We start from the raw sequence: 24,811 nt of genomic DNA on the forward strand, positions 1-24,811 counted from the left end.
GCCGGGATCGAAAGGCACAAAAAAGCCCCGAGGCGCGGGGCTTAGTATCAGCAGTAAGAATTACTTCTTAGCTGCACGTTCGAAAGAGGCGATGATTTCTGCTTTCGCCGCTTCTGCGTTATCCCAGCCTTCAACTTTAACCCATTTGCCTTTTTCGAGATCTTTGTAGTGCTCGAAGAAGTGGGCGATCTGCGCTTTCAGCAGCTCTGGCAGGTCGTTCACATCTTTAATGTGATCGTATTCTTTGCTCAGCTTGGTGTGCGGTACGGCAACCAGTTTCGCATCTTCACCCGCTTCGTCGGTCATTTTCAGCACGCCAACAGGACGGCAGCGAATGACGGAGCCTGGCTGCAATGGGTATGGTGTTGGGACCAGTACGTCAACCGGGTCACCGTCCAGAGACAGGGTGTGGTTGATGTAGCCGTAGTTGCACGGATAGAACATGGCGGTAGACATGAAACGGTCAACGAACAGCGCGCCGGTGTCTTTGTCGATTTCGTATTTGATTGGATCTGCGTTGGCCGGGATTTCGATAACCACGTAGATGTCTTCTGGCAGTTCTTTACCCGCAGGGACGTTGAGTAAGCTCATGTCGGTGTCCTTCAAAATGGATGGTAAACAAGTGGCAAGTATTATAGCCAATTGGCGCTGAAAGTCTTCGCCTGTTTTCGTCTTATCTCCCCCGCGCCTTCACTTTTCAGACCGTTTCCATGACAGGATAATCCATAAACTCAGCCGCATTTTAAATGTGGAAATGAAAGCGATTACAAACTTGTGATTAACGTTTTATTCACTTTTCTGAAGTGTGACGTAACGCAATCCGTAACATATTCCATTGGCTATAGTTCATCCGCAGAACATCTTTTAACCAACAATAACCTACCCTACGAGGACGTTCATATGTGGAAGCGCTTACTTCTTGTTACAGCAGTTTCGGCAGCCATGTCGTCTATGGCGATGGCCGCACCGTTAACCGTTGGATTTTCGCAGGTCGGATCTGAATCCGGCTGGCGCGCCGCTGAAACGAACGTGGCGAAAAGTGAGGCTGAAAAGCGCGGTATTACGCTGAAAATCGCCGATGGTCAGCAAAAGCAAGAGAACCAGATCAAAGCGGTGCGCTCATTTATCGCCCAGGGCGTGGATGCCATCTTTATTGCCCCGGTTGTCGCGACGGGCTGGGAGCCGGTGCTGAAGGAAGCCAAAGATGCTGAAATTCCTGTCTTCCTGCTCGACCGTTCCATCGACGTAAAAGACAAATCTCTCTATATGACCACCGTCACCGCCGATAACGTGCTGGAAGGCAAACTGATTGGTGACTGGCTGGTGAAGCAGGTGGATGGCAAGCCGTGTAACGTGGTTGAGTTGCAGGGAACGGTTGGTGCGAGCGTCGCGATCGACCGCAAGAAAGGGTTCGCGCAGGCCATCGCCAGCGCGCCAAACATTAAGATCGTCCGTTCTCAGTCCGGCGACTTCACCCGCAGCAAGGGTAAAGAGGTCATGGAAAGCTTCATCAAGGCAGAAAATAACGGCAAAAATATCTGCATGGTTTACGCCCATAACGACGACATGGCGATCGGCGCCATTCAGGCCATCAAAGAAGCGGGCCTGAAGCCGGGCAAAGATATCCTTACCGGCTCGATCGACGGCGTGCCGGACATCTACAAAGCGATGATTGACGGCGAAGCGAACGCCAGCGTTGAGCTGACGCCAAATATGGCGGGCCCGGCATTCGACGCGCTGGAGAAATTCAAGAAAGACGGCACGGTGCCTGAAAAAGTGACGGTCACCAAATCCACGCTCTACCTGCCGGACACGGCGAAAGAAGAGTTAGAGAAGAAGAAAAATATGGGCTACTGATCAGTGACATTGCCGGGTGGCGCTGCGCTTACCCGGCCTACGATACGCTCATTTGTAGGCCGGGTAAGCGTAGCGTCATCCGGCTTAATGCAGGGGGAAATCATGACCACCGAACAACACCAGGAAATCCTCCGCACCGAGGGCCTGAGTAAATTTTTCCCAGGCGTTAAGGCGCTGGATAACGTTGATTTCAGCCTGCGGCGTGGGGAGATCATGGCGTTGCTCGGCGAAAACGGCGCGGGGAAGTCGACGCTGATTAAAACCCTGACGGGTGTATATCACGCCGATCGCGGCGCTATCTGGCTGGAAGGTAATGCGATTTCGCCAAAGAATACCGCGCATGCACAGCAGTTGGGGATCGGCACGGTCTACCAGGAAGTGAACCTGCTGCCGAACATGTCGGTTGCGGACAACCTGTTTATAGGCCGCGAGCCCAGACGTTTTGGCCTGCTGCGCCGCAAAGAGATGGAAGCGCGCGCCACGAAGCTGATGGAGTCTTATGGTTTCTCTCTCGACGTGCGCGAACCGCTGAACCGCTTTTCCGTGGCGATGCAGCAGATCGTCGCGATCTGTCGCGCTATCGATCTCTCGGCGAAAGTGCTGATCCTCGATGAACCCACCGCCAGCCTCGATACCCAGGAAGTGGAGATGCTTTTTACCCTGATGCGCCAGCTGCGCGATCAGGGCGTGAGCCTGATCTTTGTTACGCACTTTCTCGATCAGGTTTACGAAGTAAGCGACCGCATCACTGTGCTGCGCAACGGCGGCTTTGTCGGCTGCCGGGAAACCCGCGAGCTGCCGCAGATTGAGCTGGTCAAAATGATGCTGGGCCGCGAGCTGGAGACCAACGCACTCCAGCGCGCGGGCCGCACGCTGCTGAGCGAAAAACCGATCGCCGCCTTTCACGACTACGGCAAAAAAGGGACCATCGCGCCGTTTAACCTGGAGGTGCGCCCCGGCGAAATTGTGGGTCTGGCGGGTCTGTTAGGCTCCGGACGCACCGAAACCGCCGAAGTGATCTTCGGGATCAGGCCCGCCGACAGCGGAACGGCGCTGATCAAAGGCAAACCGCAAACGCTACGCTCGCCGCATCAGGCGTCGTGCCTCGGGGTGGGTTTCTGCCCGGAAGACAGGAAAACGGACGGAATTATTGCCGCCGCCTCGGTGCGGGAAAACATCATTCTGGCGCTACAGGCCCAGCGCGGCTGGCTGCGTCCGATCCCGCGTAAAGAGCAAAACGTCATTGCCGAGCGCTTTATCCGCCAGCTCGGTATACGTACCCCGAGCGCCGAACAGCCCATTGAGTTTCTCTCCGGCGGCAACCAGCAGAAGGTGCTGCTCTCTCGCTGGCTGCTGACCAAACCGCAGTTCCTGATCCTCGACGAGCCCACGCGCGGCATCGACGTGGGCGCGCACGCCGAAATCATCCGGCTTATCGAAACGCTGTGTGCCGACGGTCTGGCGCTGCTGGTGATCTCGTCTGAGCTGGAGGAGCTGGTTGGCTATGCCGATCGCGTCATCATCATGCGCGATCGCAGGCAGGTGGCTGAGATCCCGCTGGATAAGCTGTCCGTTCCGGCGATCATGAATGCCATCGCGGCGTAAGGAGTCAAATGTGATGTCCCGTTCTCTTTCGCAAACTGGCGAAGCGAAGCGCCGCTTCAGCTGGCCGACCGGCACGCCGCAAATCGTGGCGCTGCTGCTGGTGCTGCTGGTGGATAGCCTGGTAGCCCCGCATTTTTTCCAGATCGTCGTGCAGGATGGCCGCCTGTTTGGTAGCCCGATCGACATCTTAAACCGTGCCGCGCCCGTGGCGCTGCTGGCGATTGGCATGACGCTGGTGATTGCCACCGGCGGGATCGACCTCTCCGTCGGTGCGGTAATGGCGATTGCGGGCGCCACCGCCGCCTCGATGACCGTTGCCGGGCACAGCCTGCCGGTGGTTCTGCTCGCCGCGCTGGGGTCCGGCGTATTAGCCGGGCTGTGGAACGGCATTCTGGTCGCGGTGCTCAAGATCCAGCCGTTTGTCGCTACGTTGATTTTGATGGTGGCCGGGCGCGGCGTGGCGCAGCTTATAACCTCCGGTCAAATCGTCACCTTTAGCTCCCCGAGCCTGGCGTGGATCGGCAGCGGTAACATCCTGTACTTCCCGACGCCGGTGATCGTTGCCCTCGTGACGCTGGTTATCTTTTGGCTTTTCACCCGCAAAACGGCGCTCGGGATGTTCATTGAAGCGGTGGGGATTAACATTCGGGCCGCGAAAAACGCCGGCGTGAATACCCGGCTGATGGTGATGCTGACCTACGTCCTGAGCGGCGTCTGCGCCGCGATTGCCGGGGTGATCGTGGCCGCCGATATTCGCGGGGCGGATGCCAACAACGCCGGGCTCTGGCTGGAGCTGGACGCGATCCTCGCGGTGGTGATCGGCGGCGGATCGCTGATGGGCGGACGGTTTAACCTGCTGCTCTCGGTGGTGGGGGCGCTGATTATTCAGGGTATGAATACCGGTATTTTGCTCTCCGGCTTCCAGCCGGAGCTCAATCAGGTCGTCAAAGCGGTCGTGGTGCTTATCGTGCTTATCGTGCAGTCGCCGCGCTTTATCACTCTCATTAAGGGGATCCGCGGTCATGATAAAACGTAATTTGCCGTTAACGATCACGCTGGGCGTGTTCGTGCTGGGCTACCTCTACTGTCTGACCCAGTTCCCGGGGTTCGCCTCCACGCGGGTGATTTGCAACATTCTGACCGATAACGCGTTTCTCGGGATTATTGCCGTCGGCATGACCTTTGTGATCCTCTCCGGCGGGATCGATCTCTCCGTTGGGTCGGTGATCGCCTTTACCGGCGTGTTCCTTGCCAAGGCCATTGGTTTCTGGGGCATTTCGCCGCTGCTGGCGTTCCCGCTGGTGCTGGCCATGGGCTGCGCGTTCGGCGCCTTTATGGGGCTTTTAATCGACGCGCTGAAAATCCCGGCGTTTATCATCACCCTTGCCGGGATGTTCTTCCTGCGCGGCGTGAGCTATCTGGTGTCGGAGGAGTCGATTCCGATTAACCACCCGATCTACGATACGCTCTCGAGCCTGGCGTGGAAAATTCCCGGCGGAGGGCGCCTGAGCGCGATGGGGCTGCTGATGCTGGGCGTGGTGGTGATCGGGATCTTCCTCGCCCACCGTACCCGGTTTGGTAATCAGGTGTATGCCATTGGCGGCAGCGCCACGTCCGCGAACCTGATGGGGATTTCCACGCGCAGCACCACCATCCGCATCTACATGCTTTCGACCGGCCTTGCCACGCTCGCGGGGATTGTGTTTTCGGTGTACACCCAGGCAGGTTATGCGCTGGCGGGGGTGGGGGTTGAGCTGGACGCCATTGCCTCGGTGGTCATCGGCGGCACGCTGCTCAGCGGCGGTGTAGGGACGGTGCTCGGCACGCTATTTGGCGTGGCGATCCAGGGGCTGATTCAGACCTACATCAACTTCGACGGCACGCTCAGCTCCTGGTGGACTAAAATCGCCATTGGCATTCTGCTGTTTATTTTTATCGCGCTCCAGCGCGGCCTGACGGTGCTGTGGGAGAACCGCCAAAGCTCGCCTGTTACCCGTGTAAATACCTCTGTAACAGGGCGATAACGTGCTGATATTGCTTAAAGTCTAAACATTTTCCGGTAGCGGCCGATACTCTTTTTTTATGCCCAGAAATATCTCGCTACCGGAAATAACATCATGCTTAAAACGCTATCGATTCGTACCGGCTTGCTCTCTTTACTGGCCGTTATGACCCTTCTGCTGCTGATTGTCAGCGGCATCGGCATTTATGCCCTTACACAAAGCTCCGCTTCTCTCCAGCGCATCAATCACCTTCAGGGTGAACAGATGGTGCAGCTGAATGCCGGCTATACGCTGATCCTGCGTGCGCGTAACGAGGCGGGTCAGGCCGTCCGCATGATGGAGGTCGGCCTGCTGGACGATGCGGCCAAGGCGGTCAAAACCATTAACCAGGAAGTGACGCTGGCACAGAAAACGCTGAAGGGCGTGATCGGCGGTGGCGTGGCGGATGAACAGGGACAAAAGCTGCTGGATAAGGTCGCCGCGAGCCTGGCGGTGTACAACCAGCAGGGCATCACCCCGATGCTGAACGCCCTGAACGAGCAAAGCGCGGACGGCTATTACGATCTGCTGGAAAGCAAGCTGGTGCCGGTGGCGAAGCAGTTTGATAACGATATGCAGGCGTTCCAGGCGTGGAGCGAGGCGCGCGGCAAAGCTGAAGTGAGCGCCGTGCAGGCGAGTAAAACCCGCGTGCTGATCCTGATTATCGTCGCGGCGCTGCTGACGGCAGGCATTATCGTGCTGGCCTGGATGGTGCTGCGCCATATGCTGCTCAAGCCGCTTTCAGCCTCAATTGCCCAGCTGGAACACGTGGCGGCAGGGGATTTGACCTACGCCCTGAACGCGCCTGCGAGCCAGGAATTTAATCGTCTCAACGCGGCCATCGAAGAGATGCGTCAGTCGCTGATGGGCTCCGTCCTGCGCGTGCGCGACGCCAGCTCGCAGATTGATACCGGCAGCCGCGAGCTGACGGCCGGGAACCTGAACCTTGCCCAGCGCACGGAATCCACCGCCACGTCGCTGGAGCAGACGGCCGCCAGCATGGAAGAGATCACCGCCACGGTGAAACGTAACGCCGAAAACGCCGGGCAGGCGCACCAGCTGGCGCAGTCGGTCTCCGACACCGCCGATCGCGGCAGCGAAATGGTGTGCTACGTCATCGAAAAGATGCGCGATATCTCCGGCAGCGCGGCGCGCATCGCCGATATCCTGAGCGTTATCGATGGGATCGCCTTCCAGACCAATATTCTGGCGCTGAACGCGTCCGTAGAAGCGGCGCGTGCGGGCGAGCAGGGACGGGGTTTTGCGGTCGTGGCGGGTGAGGTGCGCAATCTCGCCAGCCGCAGTGCCGATGCCGCGAAGGAGATCCGCTCGCTTATCAGCGATTCGCAAACCCACGTGAACGAGGGCAGCGAGCTGGCGCAACAGGCCGGTGAGACGATGGACGAGATCGCCACCGAAGTGCTGCGTATGACCAAACTGATGCGAGAAATTGCAACGGCGTCTCAGGAGCAGAGCCGCGGCATTGAGCAGGTGAATATCGCCGTTAATCAGATGGATGAAACGGCACAGCAAAACGCGGCGCTGGTTCAACAATCCTCTGCGGCAACACGTTCCCTGGAGGCGCAGTCGCGCGAGCTGATGGAGGCGATGGCCTCCTTCAGGCTGACGGCGCAAACGGCATGATAAAAAAGGGGAGCCTGTCAGGCTCCCCTTTTTACGCCTTACGCGTCCGGGAATTCGCGGATCATGCGTTCAACGTCTTCCACCATATGGTTGTTGCCGACGAAGAACGAACGGCGCTGGTGCAGGCTTTCCGGCACGATATCCAGGATACGCTCTTTACCGTCGCTCGCCTTGCCGCCCGCCTGCTCGGCCAGGAACGCCATCGGGTTGCACTCGTACAGCAGACGCAGCTTCCCGTCTGGGTGGCTTGCCGTGCTTGGATAAAGGTAAATCCCGCCCTTCAGCAGGTTGCGGTGGAAATCCGCCACCAGCGAGCCGATATAGCGCGAGGTGTACGGGCGCTGCGTGGCTTTATCCTCTTCCTGGCAGAACTTGATGTACTTCTTCACGCCGTTCGGGAATTTGATGTAGTTGCCTTCGTTGATGGAGTAGGTATTGCCCTTCTCCGGGAAGCGCATACGCTCCTGGCACAGGCAGAACACGCCCAGTGACGGATCGTAGGTAAAGGCGTGCACGCCGCAGCCGGTGGTGTACACCAGCATGGTGGACGAGCCATACACCACGTAGCCGGCAGCAACCTGATTGCTGCCCGGTTGCAGGAAGTCTTCTTCCGTCACCGGGGTGCCAACCGGCGTAACGCGACGGTAGATGGAGAAAATGGTACCAACAGAAACGTTAACGTCGATGTTGGAGGAGCCGTCGAGCGGATCCATCAGAACAACGTATTTCGCGTGTTCGCACCCTTCGAAGACGACGATCTCATCTTCTTCTTCAGAGGCGATACCCGCAACGATGTCGCGCGCGCGCAGTGCTGCTTTCAGTTTTTCATTGGCGAACAGGTCGAGTTTTTGCTGAACCTCACCCTGAACGTTCTCGGCACCGCTGGCACCCAGGATATCGACCAGACCGGCCTTGTTGATATCGCGGTGGATGATCTTAGCGCCCAGCTTTATTGCCGACAGCAAAGCAGTGAGCTCACCCGTAGCATGAGAGAACTCGTGCTGCTTTTCGACAATAAATTCACCTAACGTTTTCATAACACTTTCCCTGCATCTTATGTTGAGTAAAGCGGTTGATGTCCAACAATCTTAACAAACATTCAAATATTAGCGCAGAGGTGAATCGCGCCAGCAAAATACGGATTTACCTGAAATGCGTTTCACAGCCGCTGACATGCGGGTAAAATGTGCGCCACATTGAAGAAGGATAGTGACGTATGCGCATTCATATATTGGGGATTTGTGGCACTTTCATGGGCGGACTGGCAATGCTGGCGCGCTCGCTGGGCCATGAAGTGACAGGTTCGGACGCCAATGTGTATCCGCCGATGAGCACGCTGCTGGAGAAGCAGGGAATTTCTCTGATTCAGGGATACGACGCCAGCCAGCTGGAGCCGCAGCCGGATCTGGTGATCGTTGGCAACGCCATGACCCGTGGGAATCCATGCGTTGAAGCAGTGCTGGAACGCAATATCCCGTACATGTCTGGCCCGCAGTGGCTGCATGATTTTGTCCTGCGCGACCGCTGGGTGGTCGCCGTTGCCGGGACGCACGGCAAAACCACCACCGCCGGCATGGCGACCTGGATCCTCGAAGCCTGTGGTTACAAGCCGGGCTTCGTCATCGGCGGCGTGCCGGGGAATTTCGACGTTTCCGCGCGTCTGGGCGACAGCCCGTTCTTTGTGATTGAAGCGGATGAATACGACTGCGCATTCTTCGACAAGCGATCCAAATTCGTGCACTACTGCCCGCGCACGCTGATCCTCAATAACCTTGAGTTCGATCACGCGGATATCTTTGACGACCTGAAGGCGATCCAGAAACAGTTCCACCATCTGGTGCGCATCGTGCCGGGCCAGGGCCGTATCATCCTGCCGGAGAACGACATCAACCTGAAGCAGACCCTGGCGATGGGCTGCTGGAGCGAGCAGGAGCTGGTGGGCGAGCAGGGCCACTGGCAGGCGAAAAAACTGAACGCCGATGCTTCCGAGTGGGAAGTGCTGCTCGACGGTGAGAAAGTCGGTGAAGTGAAGTGGGGCCTGGTGGGCGAACACAACATGCACAACGGCCTGATGGCGATAGCGGCGGCGCGTCATGTGGGGGTTCTGCCTGCGGATGCCGCCAGTGCGCTGGGCACGTTTATCAATGCCCGTCGACGTCTGGAACTGCGCGGTGAAGCCCACGGCGTGACGGTGTACGACGATTTCGCGCACCACCCAACCGCCATTCTGGCGACGCTTGCCGCATTGCGTGGCAAAGTCGGCGGCACCGCACGCATTCTGGCCGTACTGGAACCGCGTTCAAACACCATGAAAATGGGGATCTGCAAAGACGATCTCGCGCCGTCCTTAGGGCGTGCCGATGAAGTCTTCCTGCTGCAACCGCAGCATATTCCGTGGCAGGTGGCCGAAGTGGCCGACGCCTGCATTCAGCCGGCGCACTGGAGTGCGGACGTGGATGTCTTAGCGGATATGGTGGTGAAAGCCGCTCAGCCTGGCGACCACATTCTGGTGATGAGCAACGGCGGGTTTGGTGGGATCCATCAGAAGCTGCTGGACGGTCTGGCGAAGAAAGCCGCAGCCGCAGCGTAAAAAAAAGCCCGGTGGCGCTAGCGCTTACCGGGCCTACATTTTTTCGCACGACCTTGTAGGCCGGATAAGGCATTTACGCCGCCATCCGGCGCAAACCCGCACAGATTACTCTTCGTTCTCAGACAGCTCGCGCAGATACTGGAAAATCAGGCGCGCTGACTTCGGCGGCTTATTCCCTTCTTTCTCTTTCTTCGCATTGCGGATAAGCGATCGCAGCTGCTGGCGGTCGGCATTCGGCCACAGGTTCAGCACTTCGGGTACCGCGTCATCACCTTGCTCGATCAAACGATCGCGGATCTGTTCCAGCTTATGGAACAGCGCAACCTGCTGGTTATGGCGGTTTTTCAGCTTATCCAGCGCCTGACGGATCGGCTCCACGTCACGCTGACGCAGCAGTTTACCGATAAGCTGAAGCTGGCGGCGACGCCCTTCTTTCTTGATTTTCTGTGCCAGTTCAATGGCATCACGCAGATCCTGGTCGAGCGGGAGCTTATCCAGCGCGTTTTTACCCAGTTCTACCATTTCTGCGCCAAGCTGTTTTAACTCTTCGGCGTCACGTTTAATTTCACTTTTACTGACCCAGATGATCTCATCATCTTCGTCTTCGATGTCATCACCGGGAACGTCGTCGAGCCAGTCTTCGGGCTGCTTAGTCATGTCAGGCTCCTTAAAAAAAGAGGCTAATGTTACCAGTTAAGACGCGCACTGAAAAACGGTTCTCTGTTAGACTTCACTTAACTCTCTCTTACAGTATGGCATTTGCGATGAAAGTAACCTCACAAGTTGAAGCGCAGCGTAAGATCCTGGAAGAAGCCGTCTCCACCGCGCTGACGCTCGCTTCAGGCAAATCAGATGGCGCCGAAGTGGCGGTCAGCAAAACCACCGGCATTAGCGTGAGCACCCGCTATGGCGAAGTGGAGAACGTAGAATTTAACAGCGATGGCGCGCTGGGGATCACCGTGTATCACCAGAATCGCAAAGGCAGCGCGTCGTCTACCGATCTCAGCCCGGATGCCATCGCCCGTACGGTGCAGGCGGCGCTGGATATCGCCCGCTACACCTCGCCGGATCCTTACGCTGGTGTGGCCGATAAAGAGCTGCTGGCGTTTGACGCGCCGGATCTCGATCTGTTCCATCCGGCGGAAGTGACCCCGGACGAAGCCATTGAGCTGGCCTCGCGCGCCGAGCAGGCGTCTTTGCAGGCCGACAAACGCATCACCAACACCGAAGGCGGCAGCTTTAACAGCCACTACGGCATCAAAGTGTTCGGTAACTCGCACGGCATGTTGCAGGGGTACTGCTCAACTCGTCACTCGCTGTCCAGCTGCGTGATCGCCGAAGAGAACGGCGACATGGAGCGTGACTACGCCTACACCATTGGCCGCGCGCTGGGGGATTTACAGTCTCCGGAGTGGGTAGGTAAAGAGTGTGCCGAACGCACGCTGTCACGCCTCTCACCGCGTAAGCTCTCCACCATGAAAGCCCCGGTCATTTTTGCCAATGAAGTGGCGACCGGCCTGTTTGGTCATCTGGTGGGGGCGATTGCGGGCGGTTCGGTGTACCGTAAATCGACCTTCCTGCTCGACTCGCTGGGCAAGCAGATCCTGCCGGAATGGCTGACCATCGAAGAGCATCCGCACCTGCTGAAAGGGCTGGCGTCTACGCCGTTCGACAGCGAAGGCGTGCGCACGGAACGCCGGGATATCGTTAAAGACGGCGTGTTGACCCAGTGGCTGCTGACCAACTACTCCGCGCGCAAGCTGGGGCTGAAAAGCACCGGGCACGCGGGTGGGATCCACAACTGGCGCATTGCCGGACAGGGCCTGAACTTTGAGCAGATGCTGAAAGAGATGGGCACCGGCCTGGTGGTGACCGAGCTGATGGGGCAGGGCGTGAGCGGCATCACCGGAGACTATTCTCGCGGTGCGGCAGGCTTCTGGGTTGAAAACGGTGAAATTCAGTATCCGGTGAGCGAAATCACCATCGCCGGCAACCTCAAGGACATGTGGCGCAATATTGTTACGGTCGGTAACGATATTGAAACACGCAGCAATATTCAGTGTGGTTCTGTATTGCTGCCGGAGATGAAGATCGCCGGTCAGTAATACCCGTAAAAGCGTGTTTAATAATAAAAAAGGAAGTGAGCAATGCGTAAACACCTGTTAGCGATCGTCGCGGCTTCAACGCTGGTTCTTGGCTCGTCCGCGTTTGCTGCCGATCTCGAAGACAACATGGACATCCTCAGTGAAAATCTGAAGGTGGTGCAGAAAACCGACAATGCTGCCGAGATGAAGGACGCGCTGACCAAAATGCGTGAAGCGGCGCTGGACGCGCAAAAAGCGACGCCGCCAAAGCTGGAAAGCAAAGCGGCGGACAGCGCCGAGATGAAAGACTATCGTCACGGCTTTGACGTGCTGGTCAGCCAGATCGACGGCGCGCTGAAGCTGGCTAACGAAGGCAAAGTCAAAGAAGCCCAGGCGGCGGCCGACCAGTTTGCGGCGACCCGCAACGCGTATCACAAAAAGTATCGTTAATTGGGTGCCTGAGCTGTACGTCCTTTCTCCGTATGCGGAGGCGCATTACGCGCCCCCGCATCCTTGCTCCTTTCCGTCCCATGCCTGAGACGGTCAGTCTCAAGCACCCGCAGCCACTCTACCCAACCCCCATAAGAAAACCTTATCCACGTCACATTTCTACGAGCCCGTTCGTAATCTTTTCCACTTTGCATACCCATTATTTGCCGCCAGATAGCGTGATATTCATCACGCAAATACAGCGATTTATCCAGATTCACCGCATTTATGTGGCACAGATCACTGCCGCGGCTCGCCTTTCCACTTCGAAGTGGAAAACAACTCGCTACAAACCCTGCACCTGCAACGTTAGTTTTATTCCAGAGCCATTAACGGGGTAAGACGAGTGAGTAACGGAGCGGTAATGAACGACGTTGGGGAACAGGCGGTGCAGACTGAGCAGCTCGCGAACACCATGCTTCAGCAGGTTTATGCTCTGCTGGCCCGGCACAACATCATCCCCAACGCGGTACAGGAGCAGATGCTGACCTCCCACGTTCGCGCAATGGCGCACCGGTCCGTGACCGGCGAGCCGCTGCCGGAGGTTGAAGCAGAGCTTTTCGACGAAATTTCACCAGATTCAATGCAACTTGCCCGTGAAGTGGTAGCGCAGTTTGGCAACCTTCCTGATGAAGAGGCCTGGCTGCTCTCTGTTCACTTCGAAGTCGCGAAAGACAACCTTTAAGGAGCAACACATGGAACAGATTACAGTCGTGATTGGCGATCGCCTGGGTAAAGGTCAGAAAGTGGCTGCGGGTGTGGAAAAAGCCGGTGGACGCGCGGTTGTCGTGCCGGGCATGGCGGCAGACATGAAGCTCGGTGACGCGATGAAAGCGGAAAACGCCACCTTCGGCATCTCCTTCTGCGGCAGCGGCGGCGCGGGCGCCATCACCGCACAAACCAAATATGGCTACAAGGCCAAATACGGCATGCGCTCCGTGGATGAGGGCGTGACCGCCATCAACGAAGGCTGCAACGTGCTGGGCTTTGGCTTTATGGATAAAGAAGAGCTGGGCGAGCGTCTGGTACAGGCGTGGCAGAAGAAGCACGGCGCATAAGCATGAAAGAACAGTTCACAACCACGGTGAGAGTGAAGGGGAAGGGCGATGCCAAAGCGCGCGCCTTTGCCGACGCGCTCAACCACGTTCAGGCCGCGGTGATGAAAGCCTCACCGCATATCTTACTGCGTATTGAGCCACAGGATGTGCAGGTTGTTCAGGCGCAAGAAGCGGTGCGAAAAGAAGCGTTTCTGTTCTTCTTTCTGCGCCGGGAAAGACGCACCTACAGCGTGGAGCTGGATGTGACCGTCAACGTGACTGCCATCAATCTCGACCAGGTGGATTTCGTCACGCAACGCTGATTATTCATAAAAGGGCAGACTGATGTTCTTAATTATATTAATAAAATCGCTCATCATTGGCGGCCTGGTTGGCGTCGGTGTGGGAGCCGGGGCTGCACGCATGTTTCATGCGCCTACCACTCAGGGTATGGGCGCGTTTCGTACGTTGGGGGAACTGAACTCCTGCGAAGGGGATCCGGCCTCCCACTTCTCCTTTGGATTAGGCTTCTTCTTTAACGCCTGGGCCTCTTCCGTGGCCGCAGGTGCCTTCACACAGGACGTTGACCACCGCATCATCCCGAACTGGGGTGCTGCCGCGCTGATGATCAAAAACCGTAACGTCGGCGAAACGCTGCACGATCCCCGCAAAATGGCGATTGCCTGCGGCATCATCGGCATGATCGTCGTGACCTTCCTTAACCTGACCGCTTCCTCCGTGCCAGCCGCACTTCAGGTCACCGCCGTGAAGGTGCTGGTGCCTGCCGCGAACCTGCTGGTCAACACCGTAATGCCGGTGATCTTCTGGCTGGCGGCTATCGACGCGGGTAAAAAATCGGGCTTCTGGGCCACCATCTTTGGCGGCGCGGCGCAGCTGATCATGGGGAACGCCGTACCGGGTCTGGTTCTCGGCATCCTGATCGGTAAAGGCGTTGAGGAGAGCGGCTGGAACCACGTCACCAAAGTGATGATGGCGGCGATCGTGCTGCTGTTCGTGCTGAGCGGCTTCTTCCGCGGCTTCGACATGAAGATGATCGAATCCTTCCATCTGACCGTGCCGAACTGGCTCGACATGATCCACAACTCGCTCAGCGGTAAATAACAGGAGCCTCGACATGGAACAGAATAAAGGTTTTTGGTATGCCGACTGGTCGTTCCCGATCTTCGTTGGCCTGCTCTCCTCCGGCGTCTTCGCCGGGACGCACATGTACTACCTCTACGGCATCGGCGCGTTTAACGAAGTGGCCTTCGTGGCGATGCTGAAAGCGGGAATCGATACCGGCGTCTACGGCGCGGTGGCGGCGTTCGGCGCGAGCTTCCTGTTCGCCCGTATTATCGAAGGATCGCTGGTCGGTATTCTTGATATCGGTGGGGCGATCCAGACCGGCGTGGGCCTCGGCGTGCCGGCGCTGCTGCTGGGCGCGGGGATCATGTTCCCGGTGACCAACTTCATTGCCTCGCTGATTACCGGCCTGGTGATTGGTCTGGCGATTGGCTACGTCATCATCCTGGCGCGTAAGTTCACCATCAACCAGAGTAACTCCACCTACGGGGCAGACGTGATGATGGGCGCGGGTAACGCTTCCGGCCGCTTCCTCGGGCCGCTGATTATCCTCAGCGCGATGACCGCCTCCATTCCAATCGGCGTCGGTTCGCTGGTGGGCGCGCTGCTGTTCTACATCTGGCAGAAGCCGATTACCGGTGGCGCCATCCTCGGCGCAATGATTTTGGGCTGGCTGTTCCCGGTCGCCCTTTAATACCCGCGGGCGCATCCGCGCCCGCCCTATCAGGAGAACCCCATGTTTGATTTACTCCTGCGCCGTGCGCGCCTCGCCGACGATACCCTGACCGATATCGCCATTCAGGACGGGAAGATCGCCGCGACGGGCGAAATTGACGCTCCCGCCCGTAAAACGGTTGAGCTTAACGGTGACGTGTACGTCAGCGCGGGCTGGATTGACTCCCACGTTCATTGCTACCCGAACTCCCCGATTTATCACGACGAGCCGGACAGCGTGGGCATTGCCACCGGCGTCACCACCGTGGTGGACGCGGGCAGTACCGGTGCCGACGACGTGGACGATTTTTACGAAATTACCCGCAAAGCCTCCACCGACGTCTTTGCCCTGCTGAACATCTCCCGCGTGGGGCTGATTGCCCAGAACGAGCTGGCCAACATGGCGAACATTGACGCCGATGCGGTGAAGCAGGCGGTGAGGCGTCACCCGAATTTTATCGTCGGCCTGAAGGCGCGCATGAGCAGCAGCGTGGTCGGCGAGAATGGCATCACGCCGCTGGAGCGCGCCAAAGCGATCCAGAAAGAGAATGGCGACCTGCCGCTGATGGTGCACATCGGCAATAACCCGCCGAACCTCGATGAAATCGCTGAACTTTTGAGTTCGGGCGACATCATTACCCACTGCTACAACGGCAAGCCTAACCGCATTCTGACGCCGTCCGGCGAGCTGCGCGCCTCCATCACCTCCGCCCTGAAGCGCGGCGTGCGTCTGGACGTCGGCCACGGCACGGCGAGCTTTAGCTTTGAGGTGGCGAAACGCGCCATCGCGATGGGCATTCTGCCGCACACCATCAGCTCGGATATCTACTGCCGCAACCGCATCAACGGCCCGGTCGGCTCGCTGGCAAGCGTGATGTCGAAATTCCTCGCCATCGGCATGTCATTGCCGCAGGTGATTGACTGCGTCACCGCGAACGCCGCGGACGGCCTGCGCCTGACGCGCAAGGGCCGCATTCAGCCTGGCCTCGACGCCGACCTGACGCTATTCACGATTAAACGCCAGCCAACGGTGCTGACGGACGCTGAAAACGACAGTCTGCAAGCTGAACACATTCTGGTGCCGCTTGCCGCGATCCGCGCGGGCAAGGGCTACATGACCGAACAAGGGAGCACGGAACATGCCTTCGATTTATCAGAAGTATAATTTAAAGCAGGTTATCAACACCTCTGGCCGCATGACGGCGCTGGGCGTTTCCACGCCGCGCCCGGAGGTGGTGCAGGCGGCAATGGACGGCATGAATCACTATTTCGAGATGAAGGATCTGGTTAACAAAACCGGGGAATACATCGCGAAGCTGCTGGATGTGGAAGGCGCGACGGTGGTCTCCTGCGCGTCGGCAGGCATAGCCCAGTCCGTGGCGGCGGTGCTGGTGAAAGACAGCGACTGGCTGCTGGAAAACCTGCACGTAACGCCGATTGAAAATAACGAGATCGTCCTGCCGAAAGGCCATAACGTTAACTTTGGCGCGCCGGTCGGCACCATGGTGGCGCTGGGCGGCGGCAAGCTGGTGGAAGCGGGCTACGCCAACGAATGCTCCGCCGACCAGCTGGCGGCGGCCATCACCCCGCGCACCGCGGCGATCCTCTACATCAAGTCCCACCACTGCGTGCAGAAAAGCATGCTCAGCGTCGAGCAGGCCGCGGTCGTGGCGCGTAAACACGATCTGCCGCTGATCGTTGATGCCGCGGCGGAAGAAGATCTGCACGCGTACTACCGATCCGGCGCGGATCTGGTGATTTACAGCGGCGCGAAGGCGATCGAGGGGCCAACCAGCGGCCTAGTGATCGGCAAAACCCAGTACGTTGAGTGGGTGAAGCGCCAGACGGCGGGCATTGGCCGCGCCATGAAGGTGGGTAAAGAGGGGATCCTCGGCCTGACCTGCGCCATCGAACACTACCTGACGGCCACCAAAGAGAGCGGTGCTGAGATGGTGGCGAAGATGACGCCGTTTATCGACGCGCTCAACACCCTGAACGGCGTCACCGCGCGCGTGGTCTGGGACAGCGCCGGTCGCGACATCGCCCGCACCGAGATTAAGTTTGACGAAGCCACCACCGGCGTTGGCACCGGCGACCTTGTCGCCCAGCTGAAGCAGGGGGAATACGCCATTTACTTCCGTGGCTACAAGGCCAACGAAGGGATTATCGAAGCGGACGTGCGCAGCGTGAGCGCTGACCAGCTGAACATCGTGTACCGCCGCATTAGCGAAGTGTTAGGACAGGAGAAAAACGCATGAAACTGACCCCCAATTTTTACCGTGACCGCGTCTGCCTGAACGTACTCGGCGGCTCGAAAGCCAACGCCAGCGCCATTTACGAGGCGGCGGAGGGTCATGTGCTGGTGGGCGTGCTCTCCAAAAATTACCCGGACGTGGCGAGCGCGGTCGCGGATATGCGTGAATACGCGGCGCTGATTGATAACGCGCTCTCCGTGGGGCTGGGCGCGGGCGATCCGAACCAGTCGGCGATGGTGAGTGAAATCTCCCGCCAGGTGCAGCCGCAGCACGTCAACCAGGTCTTTACCGGTGTGGCCGCCAGCCGCGCGCTGCTGGGGCAGAATGAATCGGTGGTCAACGGCCTGGTCTCCCCGACCGGGACCGTAGGCATGGTGAAAATCTCCACCGGCCCGCTGAGCAGCAAAGCGCCGGACGGCATCGTGCCGGTTGAAACGGCGATTGCCCTGCTGAAAGACTTCGGCGGCAGCTCGATCAAGTACTTCCCGATGGGCGGCCTCAAGTGCCGTGACGAATACCAGGCGGTGGCGGAAGCCTGTGCCCGCCACGACTTCTGGCTGGAGCCGACCGGGGGGATCGATCTGGAGAACTTTGAGGCGATCTTGCAGATTGCCCTCGACGCGGGCGTGAGCAAAATCATCCCGCACATCTACAGTTCAATTATCGACAAAGCCAGCGGTGATACGCGTCCGGAAGATGTGCGTACGCTGCTGGAAATGACGAAGAAGCTGGTGAAGTAGAATAAAACCTTACCCCTCACCCTAACCCTTTCCCCTTCGGGGAGAGGGCCGGGGTGAGGGGTGAAACACCGCACACACCTAAAGGAGCCACCATGCACACCCGTAACCTGCTCGTCGCTTCACTCTCAATGCTCGCCACCGCCGCTGTCGCCCAGACGCAATACGCCTGGGTGGGTACCTATAATCCGAATGGTGAAGGGCTGTACCGTTTTACCGTTGACCCGCAAACCGGCGCGCTCGATAACAAAACGCTGGTGAGCAAACTGCCGAATGCGGCGCAGTTGACCCTTTCGCAAGACGGTAAAACGCTGTATCTGGCAAGCGAAGTGGAGCAGGGCGTGGTGCAGGCGCTGCGCATCGGCGATGACGGCGCGCTGAGCGAACTGAATCAGGTGGCCTCCGGCGGCGCCGGGCCGGTGTATCTCTCCCTGACGCCGAACGGCAGTCATCTGCTGGTAGCGAACTACGTCAGCGGAACCGTCGCGGTGCTCCCCGTTAACGCGGACGGTAGCCTGGGCGACGCCACGGACACGCATCAGGTCCAGGGCGAACCGGGCGCGGCGAAGCCGGAAGCTGCCGTTGAGGGCAGTTTCGCGATCAGCGATCATAACGGCCCGCATGCGCACATGATCGCCGCCGATCCGAGCGGGAAATACGTTTTTTCCACCGATCTTGGTCTTGATCGTATCTATCAGTACCGTTTTGACGATCGAGCAGGAAAGCTGATCCCGAACGATCCGCCGTTTATCAGCGCCTCTTCGAAAGGAGCCGGCCCGCGCCACTTCGTCTTTACGCCGAAAGGCGATGCCCTGTGGCTGATTAACGAAGAGGCCTCTACGCTCACCCATTATGCGCTGGACAGCAGCGGCAGGCTAAAAGAGGGTAAAACCGTTTCAGCCCTGCCGGACGGTTACAAAGGCACCAGTTTTGCTGCCGGGCTGGCGCTAAGCGCCGATGGTAAACAGCTGTATGTCGCTAACCGTTTGCATAACAGCATCGGGCACTTTACCGTAACGGCAGAAGGGACGCTGACGCATCAGGACGATGTCTGGACGCGGGGTGACTATCCGCGCACCCTGACGCTCGATAAGCAGGGGCGCTGGCTGTACGTCATGAACCAGCGCAGCGACAATATTACCCGTTTCCGCGTGGCACCGGACGGCAAGCTGAGCGCCGAGCCAGACTATACCCCGGTCGGCAGCCCATCCCAGATGGTCATTTCACCCTGAGCAGTAAGAGGACAACGACGTGCGATTTCCGAACCAACGTTTAGCGCAACTTTTCGATCTGTTGCAAAACGAGACGCTGCCGCAGGACGAGCTGGCGCAGCGGCTGTCGGTCTCCACGCGAACCGTCCGGGCGGACATCACTGCCCTTAACGCGCTGCTGGCAGGCCACGGGGCGCAGTTTATCCTGAGCCGCGGCAGCGGCTATCAGCTTAAAATTGATGACGCCCAGCGCTATCAACAATTGCAGGCCTCCCACCCGCGCGCGCTGCGCATTCCGCGAACCGGGCCGGAGCGCGTGCACTATCTGGTGGTGCGTTTTCTCACCTCGGCATTTTCCCTTAAGCTGGAGGATCTGGCCGACGAGTGGTTCGTCAGCCGCGCCACCTTGCAGAGCGACATGGTGGAAGTGCGCGAGTGGTTCCATCGCTACAACCTGACGCTGGAAACCCGCCCGCGCCACGGCATGAAGCTGTTTGGCAGCGAGATGGCGATCCGCGCCTGCCTGACCGACCTCCTGTGGGAGCTGGCGCAGCAGGACAGCCTGAACCCGCTGGTGACCGACGTGGCGCTGAATGCGGGCGTGGCGGAAAAGATGGTGCCGGTGCTGCACGATGCGCTGACGCGCCATCACATTCGTCTGACCGACGAAGGCGAGCTGTTCCTGCGCCTGTACTGCGCGGTGTCGGTGCGGCGCATCAGCGAGGGGTATCCGCTGCCGGAATTCCACGCGGAAGACGTGGAAGAGAACGTGCGCGAGGCGGCGAAGGATATCGCGGTAGCCATCCAGGAGCTGGCGGGCAAGGCGCTTGCGCCATCGGAAGAGAGCTGGCTGTGCGTGCACATCGCGGCGCGGCAGATCCAGGAGATTGCCCCGAGCGCGATTAACGCCGACGACGACGAAGCGCTGGTCAACTATATCCTGCGCTACATCAACACCCACTATAACTACAACCTTCTCAGCGACGCGCAGCTGCACGCGGATCTGCTCACGCACATCAAAACCATGATCACCCGCGTGCGCTATCAAATCATGATCCCCAATCCGCTGCTGGACAACATCAAGCAGCACTACCCGATGGCGTGGGATATGACCCTCGCGGCGGTGTCGAGCTGGGGGAAATACACGCCGTATGCGATCAGCGAGAACGAGATTGGTTTTCTGGTGCTGCACATCGGCGTGGGGCTGGAGCGCCACTACAACATTGGCTACCAGCGCCAGCCGCGCGTGCTGCTGGTGTGCGACGCCGGTAACGCGATGGTGCGCATGATCGAGGCGGTACTTCAGCGTAAATACCCGCAGATTGAGGTGACGCGCACGCTCACTCTGCGCGAGTACGAGCTTGCGGATGCCATCGGTGAAGACTTTGTGATCTCCACCGCTCGCGTGAGCGAAAAGTCCAAGCCGGTGGTGATAATCGCCCCGTTCCCGACCGATTATCAGCTGGAGCAGATCGGCAAGCTGGTGCTGGTGGACCGCACCCGCCCGTGGATGCTGGAGAAATACTTCGACGCGACCCATTTCCGCATTCTCGACAAGCCCGTTGATCGGCAAACGCTGTTCCGCGAACTGTGCGGGCAGCTTGAAGGCGAAGGCTTTGTCGGCGCGGAGTTTCTGGATTCGGTCATCGAGCGTGAAGCGATTGTCAGCACCATGCTCGGGGACGGCATCGCGCTGCCGCACTCCCTCGGCCTGCTGGCGCAAAAAACGGTGGTCTACACCGTGCTCGCCCCGCAGGGCATTCAGTGGGGAGATGAAACGGCGCACGTCATTTTCCTGCTCGCCATCAGCAAAAGCGAATACGAAGAGGCAATGGCGATTTACGACATCTTCGTCACCTTCCTGCGCGAGCGCGCGATGGCGCGCCTGTGCCAGTGCGAGGATTTTGCGGCGTTTAAGGCTGAGGCGATGGAGAGTTTGAGCCGGTTTTGAGAGGCGTTATCCAGAATTCGATGTAATGCGAATGTAATGCTAAACTGCATTACACATTCGATTTTACTGGAGGCATAATGGCCACGCTGAACGTCCGTCTGGATGACAAACTCAAAAATGAGGCGTATGCCGTGCTGGAAAAACTCAATATTACCCCAACCGAAGCCGTGCGATTGCTGTTTCAGTACGTAGCGGAAACGGGGCGAATGCCGGTGAAAAACGTCACCATAAGCGATAGCGAAGATGCACTGATACAGACCGTACGGGAGCGGCTGGCGGATCCGCAAAAGGGCGTTAAGGTTAGTCTGGATGACTTATGAACTGGTATTTGACCCGAGAGCTTTAAAGGAGTGGCATAAGCTGGGCAATACGGTGAAAGGCCAGTTTAAAAAGAAGCTAGCCGACGTCTTAGTGAACCCCAGAATCGAATCGGCCCGCCTGCACGGCCTGCCGGATTGCTACAAAATAAAACTCAGATCCTACGGTTATCGTTTGGTTTATCAGGTGCAGGATAACGTTGTAACGGTGTTTGTTATCGCTATCGGAAAGAGAGAGAAATCAGCCGTATATCATGATGCAAATAAACGGCTTTAGCGTTTAACGCAGATGATGCACAACCTGGTTGCTGCTGCCGCGCCAGATAAGCATAGGGTCTTTTAAATCCTGCACGAACTTGCCGTCCACCAGCACGTTAATCAGATCCACCACTTCCTTCTGCTGCGCATTCAGCTCATCCAGCTTATATCCCGTCCAGACCCAGATATCTTTTCCCGCGCACTCGCGGCGGATGCGCTTCACCAGCTTCAGTATATCCGGCACGTTTTGCGGATGGAGCGGATCGCCACCGGAGAGCGAGATCCCCTGACGTTTAATGCGCGTGTCGTTCAGGTCGTCGATGATGCGGTCTTCCATTTCAGCGGTAAACGGCCTACCCGAGTTCAGGCGCCAGGTGCTTTTGTTGTAGCAGCCGGGGCACTCGTGAACGCAGCCTGAAACGAATAGGGTGCAGCGGGTGCCGGGGCCGTTGACGATATCGACGGGGTAGTACTGATGGTAGTTCATAGCGGTTAACCAAGCCGGGTACAGAGTGAGTGCGAATTGTAGGCCCGGTAAGCGTAGCGCCACCGGGCATAAATGCGGCAGTGGCTCAACCGATCTGCCCATTCCCTAGATGTTTCACCCGGCGCTTCACCTCTTCCTGCTTGCCGGCGTTAAACGGACGGGCATCCGGGCTGCCGAGGTAGCCGCATACGCGGCGAGTCACGGAGACGCGGGCCGCATCGTGGTTACCGCATTTCGGGCAGGTGAAGCCCTTACTGGTGCATTCAAACTCACCGGTAAAGCCGCACTCATAGCACTCGTCGATTGGCGTGTTAGTCCCGTAATACGGCACGTGCTGGTAGCTATAGTCCCACACGTCTTCCAGCGCCTTCAGGTTGTGCTGAATGTTTGGATACTCGCCGTAGCAGATAAAACCGCCGTTCGCGATAGGCGGATAGGCCGCTTCAAAGTCAATCTTGTCGTACGGGTTCACCTTCTTCTCCACGTCGAGGTGGAAGCTGTTGGTGTAGTAACCTTTATCTGTTACCCCTTCAACAATGCCAAATTCGGCGGTATCCAGGCGGCAGAAGCGGTCGCAGAGGTTTTCGCTCGGCGTACTGTACAGGCTGAAACCGTAGCCGGTTTCCTCTTTCCACTGGTCTACCGCATCGCGCAGGCGCTGCACAATCGCGATGCCTTTCTCGCGCAGGGCCTCGCTGTCATAGATGTGCTTGTCGCCGAACAGCGCGTTGATGGTTTCGTGAATGCCGATATAGCCGAGAGAGATCGACGCACGTCCGTTTTTGAAGATCTCAGACACGTCATCGTCCGCTTTCAGGCGCACGCCGCAGGCACCTTCCATATAGAGGATGGGCGCAACGCGGGCTTTGACCCCTTCAAGGCGGGCGATGCGCGTCATCAGCGCCTTACGTGCCAGCTGCAAGCGCTCGTCCAGCAGGGTCCAGAAGGCCTCTTCATTACCTTTGGCTTCCAGGGCGATGCGCGGCAGGTTAAGGCTGATCACGCCCAGGTTGTTACGCCCGTCGTGGATCTGCTCGCCGTTTTCATCCTCGTACACGCCGAGGAAACTGCGGCAGCCCATAGGCGTTTTAAACGAACCGGTGACTTTTACCACCTGGTCGTAGTTCAGGATGTCCGGGTACATGCGCTTGCTCGCGCACTCCAGCGCCAGCTGTTTGATGTCATAGTTTGGATCGCCAAACTTGTGGTTCAGGCCGTCGCGGATGGCGAACACCAGCTTCGGGAACACCGCGGTTTTACGGTTTTTGCCGAGGCCAGAGATGCGGTTGCGCAGGATAGACTGCTGAATCAGGCGCGATTCCCAGCTGGTGCCCAGGCCAAACCCGAAGGTGACAAACGGCGTCTGCCCGTTGGCGGTGTGCAGCGTATTCACTTCATATTCCAGCGACTGGAACGCGTCGTAGCACTCTTTCTCGGTGCGGGAACGCGCATAGCCGTCCGCGTCCGGGATCTGCCACTCTTCCGCCGTCTTACGGTGCTTGTTGAAGCTCTCGGTCACGAACGGAGCCAGCACTTCATCGATGCGGTTGATGGTGGTCCCGCCATAAATGTGGCTGGCTACCTGGGCGATGATCTGCGCCGTAACCGCCGTCGCGGTAGAGATGGACTTCGGCGGTTCAATCTCGGCATTACCCATCTTAAAGCCGTGGGTCAGCATACCTTTCAGGTCAATCAGCATGCAGTTGAACATCGGGAAGAACGGCGAATAGTCGAGATCGTGGTAGTGGATCTCACCGCGCTCGTGCGCCGAGACCACGTCGCGCGGCAGCAGATGCTGACGGGCATAGTGCTTGGCGACGATACCGGCCAGCAGGTCGCGCTGGGTCGGGATCACTTTACTGTCTTTATTGGCATTTTCATTGAGCAGCGAAGAGTTGGTCTGCTCCACCAGACCGCGGATCTCCTGGTTCAGGCGACCGCGTTTCTCACGCTGGACGTCACGATCGTGGCGGTACTCAATGTAGGCACGCGCCAGCTGCTTGTATGGCCCCGCCATCAGCTGGTTCTCCACCGCGGTCTGGATCTCGTTGATATCGACCTGGCTGCGTTCATGCATCTGGCTGCTAACGACTTCTGCGACGGTGGCGCAGTAATCTGCGTCATCGACTCCCGCTGCTTTAGCTGCACGCAGGATGGCTTCCTGAATGCGCTCTGATTTAAACGGCACTTTACAGCCATCACGTTTCATCACATGCGGTGTCATGATCACTCCATTTTAAAAACAGGTTATCCACAAAGGTGGGGAAGTATTCACCGGGCGTATTTCCCGCCGCGCCGAAGGCTTCCCGCGTTCCCAGCGTGTGTTATCCACAATTCCGGCCAGCGTAAGCGCCGTCTTGTTGTTGGAATTGTAGACGATAGATACAATATGTTGGGTTGGGAGGCATTTTAAGTGCTACATATAGTGATTTGCATCAAACATGTTTGCG

At 58.2% G+C, this 24,811-nt stretch carries 25 protein-coding genes; 20 read left to right on the forward strand and 5 right to left on the reverse strand.

Annotation, left to right across the window (positions count from 1 at the left end):
• Positions 1–60 precede the first annotated feature (60 nt).
• Positions 61–591: an inorganic diphosphatase gene (gene ppa, locus INF58_RS14825; protein ID WP_006810347.1), complete on the reverse strand. Its 531-nt coding sequence runs from the start codon at positions 589–591 to the stop codon at positions 61–63.
• Between the two features lie 309 nt (positions 592–900).
• On the opposite strand from ppa, the gene ytfQ reads away from it, so the two are divergent.
• The 5 genes from ytfQ to INF58_RS14850 all read left to right on the forward strand — a co-directional run bounded on the left by ytfQ (position 901) and on the right by INF58_RS14850 (position 7,148).
• Positions 901–1,857 carry a galactofuranose ABC transporter substrate-binding protein YtfQ gene (gene ytfQ, locus INF58_RS14830; RefSeq protein ID WP_112792401.1) on the forward strand — a complete coding sequence of 319 codons (957 nt, stop codon included), beginning with the start codon at positions 901–903 and terminating at the stop codon, positions 1,855–1,857.
• 102 nt (positions 1,858–1,959) lie between these two features.
• Complete coding sequence (gene ytfR / locus INF58_RS14835) at positions 1,960–3,462, forward strand: galactofuranose ABC transporter, ATP-binding protein YtfR (protein ID WP_193527974.1); 1,503 nt, start codon at positions 1,960–1,962, stop codon at positions 3,460–3,462.
• 10 nt (positions 3,463–3,472) lie between these two features.
• Positions 3,473–4,498: a galactofuranose ABC transporter, ATP-binding protein YtfT gene (ytfT, locus tag INF58_RS14840; RefSeq protein ID WP_193527975.1), complete on the forward strand. Its 1,026-nt coding sequence runs from the start codon at positions 3,473–3,475 to the stop codon at positions 4,496–4,498.
• On the forward strand, positions 4,485–5,486 hold the full coding sequence (gene yjfF, locus INF58_RS14845; RefSeq protein WP_193036933.1) for a galactofuranose ABC transporter, permease protein YjfF: 1,002 nt from the start codon (positions 4,485–4,487) through the stop codon (positions 5,484–5,486). The genes ytfT and yjfF overlap by 14 nt, the downstream gene beginning before the upstream one ends.
• A 93-nt stretch (positions 5,487–5,579) precedes the next feature.
• On the forward strand, positions 5,580–7,148 hold the full coding sequence (locus tag INF58_RS14850; protein WP_193527976.1) for a methyl-accepting chemotaxis protein: 1,569 nt from the start codon (positions 5,580–5,582) through the stop codon (positions 7,146–7,148).
• A 38-nt stretch (positions 7,149–7,186) separates the two neighbouring features.
• Here INF58_RS14850 and fbp read toward each other — a convergent pair whose 3' ends face one another.
• Complete coding sequence (gene fbp, locus INF58_RS14855; RefSeq protein WP_063450890.1) at positions 7,187–8,185, reverse strand: class 1 fructose-bisphosphatase; 999 nt, start codon at positions 8,183–8,185, stop codon at positions 7,187–7,189.
• A 179-nt stretch (positions 8,186–8,364) separates the two neighbouring features.
• On the opposite strand from fbp, the gene mpl reads away from it, so the two are divergent.
• Positions 8,365–9,738 (forward strand): UDP-N-acetylmuramate:L-alanyl-gamma-D-glutamyl-meso-diaminopimelate ligase, encoded by a 1,374-nt coding sequence (gene mpl, locus INF58_RS14860; protein WP_102750474.1) that lies wholly within the window; start codon positions 8,365–8,367, stop codon positions 9,736–9,738.
• A 105-nt stretch (positions 9,739–9,843) separates the two neighbouring features.
• Here the strand turns inward: mpl and yjgA are convergent, their stop codons facing one another.
• Positions 9,844–10,395, reverse strand: a complete 552-nt coding sequence (yjgA, locus tag INF58_RS14865; protein WP_063450888.1) for a ribosome biogenesis factor YjgA — start codon at positions 10,393–10,395, stop codon at positions 9,844–9,846.
• A 95-nt stretch (positions 10,396–10,490) separates the two neighbouring features.
• Between yjgA and pmbA the strand changes: the two genes are divergently transcribed.
• From pmbA to INF58_RS14935, 14 genes are all read left to right on the forward strand, one after another.
• Positions 10,491–11,843, forward strand: coding sequence for a metalloprotease PmbA (pmbA, locus tag INF58_RS14870; RefSeq protein WP_107534531.1), 1,353 nt, complete (start codon positions 10,491–10,493; stop codon positions 11,841–11,843).
• Positions 11,844–11,885: 42 nt separating this feature from the next.
• Positions 11,886–12,272 (forward strand): cytochrome b562, encoded by a 387-nt coding sequence (gene cybC, locus INF58_RS14875; protein ID WP_063867201.1) that lies wholly within the window; start codon positions 11,886–11,888, stop codon positions 12,270–12,272.
• A 385-nt stretch (positions 12,273–12,657) separates the two neighbouring features.
• Complete coding sequence (locus tag INF58_RS14880; RefSeq protein WP_102750472.1) at positions 12,658–12,996, forward strand: PRD domain-containing protein; 339 nt, start codon at positions 12,658–12,660, stop codon at positions 12,994–12,996.
• A 10-nt stretch (positions 12,997–13,006) separates the two neighbouring features.
• A complete protein-coding gene (locus INF58_RS14885) occupies positions 13,007–13,369 on the forward strand; it encodes an SFCGS family glycine-rich protein (protein ID WP_193527977.1) in 363 nt (120 codons plus the stop codon).
• A gap of 2 nt (positions 13,370–13,371) precedes the next feature.
• Complete coding sequence (locus INF58_RS14890; protein ID WP_006810338.1) at positions 13,372–13,671, forward strand: DUF4312 family protein; 300 nt, start codon at positions 13,372–13,374, stop codon at positions 13,669–13,671.
• Positions 13,672–13,693: 22 nt separating this feature from the next.
• Entirely contained in the window at positions 13,694–14,470 is a 777-nt protein-coding gene (locus INF58_RS14895; protein WP_006810337.1) for a DUF4311 domain-containing protein, read from the forward strand.
• A 13-nt stretch (positions 14,471–14,483) separates the two neighbouring features.
• Complete coding sequence (locus INF58_RS14900) at positions 14,484–15,125, forward strand: DUF4310 family protein (protein WP_003856081.1); 642 nt, start codon at positions 14,484–14,486, stop codon at positions 15,123–15,125.
• 42 nt (positions 15,126–15,167) lie between these two features.
• Positions 15,168–16,310 (forward strand): amidohydrolase/deacetylase family metallohydrolase, encoded by a 1,143-nt coding sequence (locus INF58_RS14905; protein WP_193527978.1) that lies wholly within the window; start codon positions 15,168–15,170, stop codon positions 16,308–16,310.
• A complete protein-coding gene (locus INF58_RS14910) occupies positions 16,285–17,403 on the forward strand; it encodes a DgaE family pyridoxal phosphate-dependent ammonia lyase (RefSeq protein WP_193527979.1) in 1,119 nt (372 codons plus the stop codon). Before INF58_RS14905 ends, INF58_RS14910 begins: the two co-directional genes overlap by 26 nt.
• Complete coding sequence (locus INF58_RS14915) at positions 17,400–18,140, forward strand: KDGP aldolase family protein (protein ID WP_193527980.1); 741 nt, start codon at positions 17,400–17,402, stop codon at positions 18,138–18,140. Before INF58_RS14910 ends, INF58_RS14915 begins: the two co-directional genes overlap by 4 nt.
• A gap of 92 nt (positions 18,141–18,232) precedes the next feature.
• On the forward strand, positions 18,233–19,369 hold the full coding sequence (locus INF58_RS14920; RefSeq protein WP_193527981.1) for a lactonase family protein: 1,137 nt from the start codon (positions 18,233–18,235) through the stop codon (positions 19,367–19,369).
• A 19-nt stretch (positions 19,370–19,388) separates the two neighbouring features.
• Positions 19,389–21,299, forward strand: coding sequence for a transcription antiterminator (locus INF58_RS14925; protein WP_112792390.1), 1,911 nt, complete (start codon positions 19,389–19,391; stop codon positions 21,297–21,299).
• A gap of 77 nt (positions 21,300–21,376) precedes the next feature.
• On the forward strand, positions 21,377–21,619 hold the full coding sequence (locus INF58_RS14930; RefSeq protein WP_193527982.1) for a type II toxin-antitoxin system RelB/DinJ family antitoxin: 243 nt from the start codon (positions 21,377–21,379) through the stop codon (positions 21,617–21,619).
• Positions 21,609–21,893 (forward strand): type II toxin-antitoxin system RelE/ParE family toxin, encoded by a 285-nt coding sequence (locus INF58_RS14935; protein ID WP_193527983.1) that lies wholly within the window; start codon positions 21,609–21,611, stop codon positions 21,891–21,893. Before INF58_RS14930 ends, INF58_RS14935 begins: the two co-directional genes overlap by 11 nt.
• Positions 21,894–21,896: 3 nt before the next feature.
• On the opposite strand, the gene nrdG is transcribed toward INF58_RS14935, so the two are convergent.
• Together nrdG and nrdD are read right to left on the reverse strand one after the other, a co-directional pair.
• Positions 21,897–22,361: an anaerobic ribonucleoside-triphosphate reductase-activating protein gene (nrdG, locus tag INF58_RS14940; RefSeq protein WP_112792389.1), complete on the reverse strand. Its 465-nt coding sequence runs from the start codon at positions 22,359–22,361 to the stop codon at positions 21,897–21,899.
• Positions 22,362–22,446: 85 nt separating this feature from the next.
• A complete protein-coding gene (gene nrdD, locus INF58_RS14945; RefSeq protein ID WP_063450878.1) occupies positions 22,447–24,585 on the reverse strand; it encodes an anaerobic ribonucleoside-triphosphate reductase in 2,139 nt (712 codons plus the stop codon).
• Positions 24,586–24,811 lie beyond the last annotated feature (226 nt).

The sequence above is a fragment of the Enterobacter cloacae complex sp. P24RS genome (genome assembly GCF_014982165.1).
Taxonomy (GTDB): Bacteria; Pseudomonadota; Gammaproteobacteria; order Enterobacterales; family Enterobacteriaceae; genus Enterobacter; species Enterobacter quasihormaechei.

Excerpts from the sequence above, each read along its gene's own strand:
- ppa (WP_006810347.1), bottom strand. The coding sequence starts at position 591 with ATGAGCTTACTCAACGTCCCTGCGGGTAAAGAACTGCCAGAAGACATC.
- ytfQ (WP_112792401.1), top strand. The coding sequence starts at position 901 with ATGTGGAAGCGCTTACTTCTTGTTACAGCAGTTTCGGCAGCCATGTCG.
- ytfR (WP_193527974.1), top strand. The coding sequence starts at position 1,960 with ATGACCACCGAACAACACCAGGAAATCCTCCGCACCGAGGGCCTGAGT.
- yjfF (WP_193036933.1), top strand. The coding sequence starts at position 4,485 with ATGATAAAACGTAATTTGCCGTTAACGATCACGCTGGGCGTGTTCGTG.
- INF58_RS14850 (WP_193527976.1), top strand. The coding sequence starts at position 5,580 with ATGCTTAAAACGCTATCGATTCGTACCGGCTTGCTCTCTTTACTGGCC.
- fbp (WP_063450890.1), bottom strand. The coding sequence starts at position 8,185 with ATGAAAACGTTAGGTGAATTTATTGTCGAAAAGCAGCACGAGTTCTCT.
- mpl (WP_102750474.1), top strand. The coding sequence starts at position 8,365 with ATGCGCATTCATATATTGGGGATTTGTGGCACTTTCATGGGCGGACTG.
- yjgA (WP_063450888.1), bottom strand. The coding sequence starts at position 10,395 with ATGACTAAGCAGCCCGAAGACTGGCTCGACGACGTTCCCGGTGATGAC.
- pmbA (WP_107534531.1), top strand. The coding sequence starts at position 10,491 with ATGGCATTTGCGATGAAAGTAACCTCACAAGTTGAAGCGCAGCGTAAG.
- cybC (WP_063867201.1), top strand. The coding sequence starts at position 11,886 with ATGCGTAAACACCTGTTAGCGATCGTCGCGGCTTCAACGCTGGTTCTT.
- INF58_RS14885 (WP_193527977.1), top strand. The coding sequence starts at position 13,007 with ATGGAACAGATTACAGTCGTGATTGGCGATCGCCTGGGTAAAGGTCAG.
- INF58_RS14890 (WP_006810338.1), top strand. The coding sequence starts at position 13,372 with ATGAAAGAACAGTTCACAACCACGGTGAGAGTGAAGGGGAAGGGCGAT.
- INF58_RS14895 (WP_006810337.1), top strand. The coding sequence starts at position 13,694 with ATGTTCTTAATTATATTAATAAAATCGCTCATCATTGGCGGCCTGGTT.
- INF58_RS14900 (WP_003856081.1), top strand. The coding sequence starts at position 14,484 with ATGGAACAGAATAAAGGTTTTTGGTATGCCGACTGGTCGTTCCCGATC.
- INF58_RS14905 (WP_193527978.1), top strand. The coding sequence starts at position 15,168 with ATGTTTGATTTACTCCTGCGCCGTGCGCGCCTCGCCGACGATACCCTG.
- INF58_RS14910 (WP_193527979.1), top strand. The coding sequence starts at position 16,285 with ATGCCTTCGATTTATCAGAAGTATAATTTAAAGCAGGTTATCAACACC.
- INF58_RS14915 (WP_193527980.1), top strand. The coding sequence starts at position 17,400 with ATGAAACTGACCCCCAATTTTTACCGTGACCGCGTCTGCCTGAACGTA.
- INF58_RS14920 (WP_193527981.1), top strand. The coding sequence starts at position 18,233 with ATGCACACCCGTAACCTGCTCGTCGCTTCACTCTCAATGCTCGCCACC.
- INF58_RS14930 (WP_193527982.1), top strand. The coding sequence starts at position 21,377 with ATGGCCACGCTGAACGTCCGTCTGGATGACAAACTCAAAAATGAGGCG.
- INF58_RS14935 (WP_193527983.1), top strand. The coding sequence starts at position 21,609 with ATGACTTATGAACTGGTATTTGACCCGAGAGCTTTAAAGGAGTGGCAT.
- nrdG (WP_112792389.1), bottom strand. The coding sequence starts at position 22,361 with ATGAACTACCATCAGTACTACCCCGTCGATATCGTCAACGGCCCCGGC.
- nrdD (WP_063450878.1), bottom strand. The coding sequence starts at position 24,585 with ATGACACCGCATGTGATGAAACGTGATGGCTGTAAAGTGCCGTTTAAA.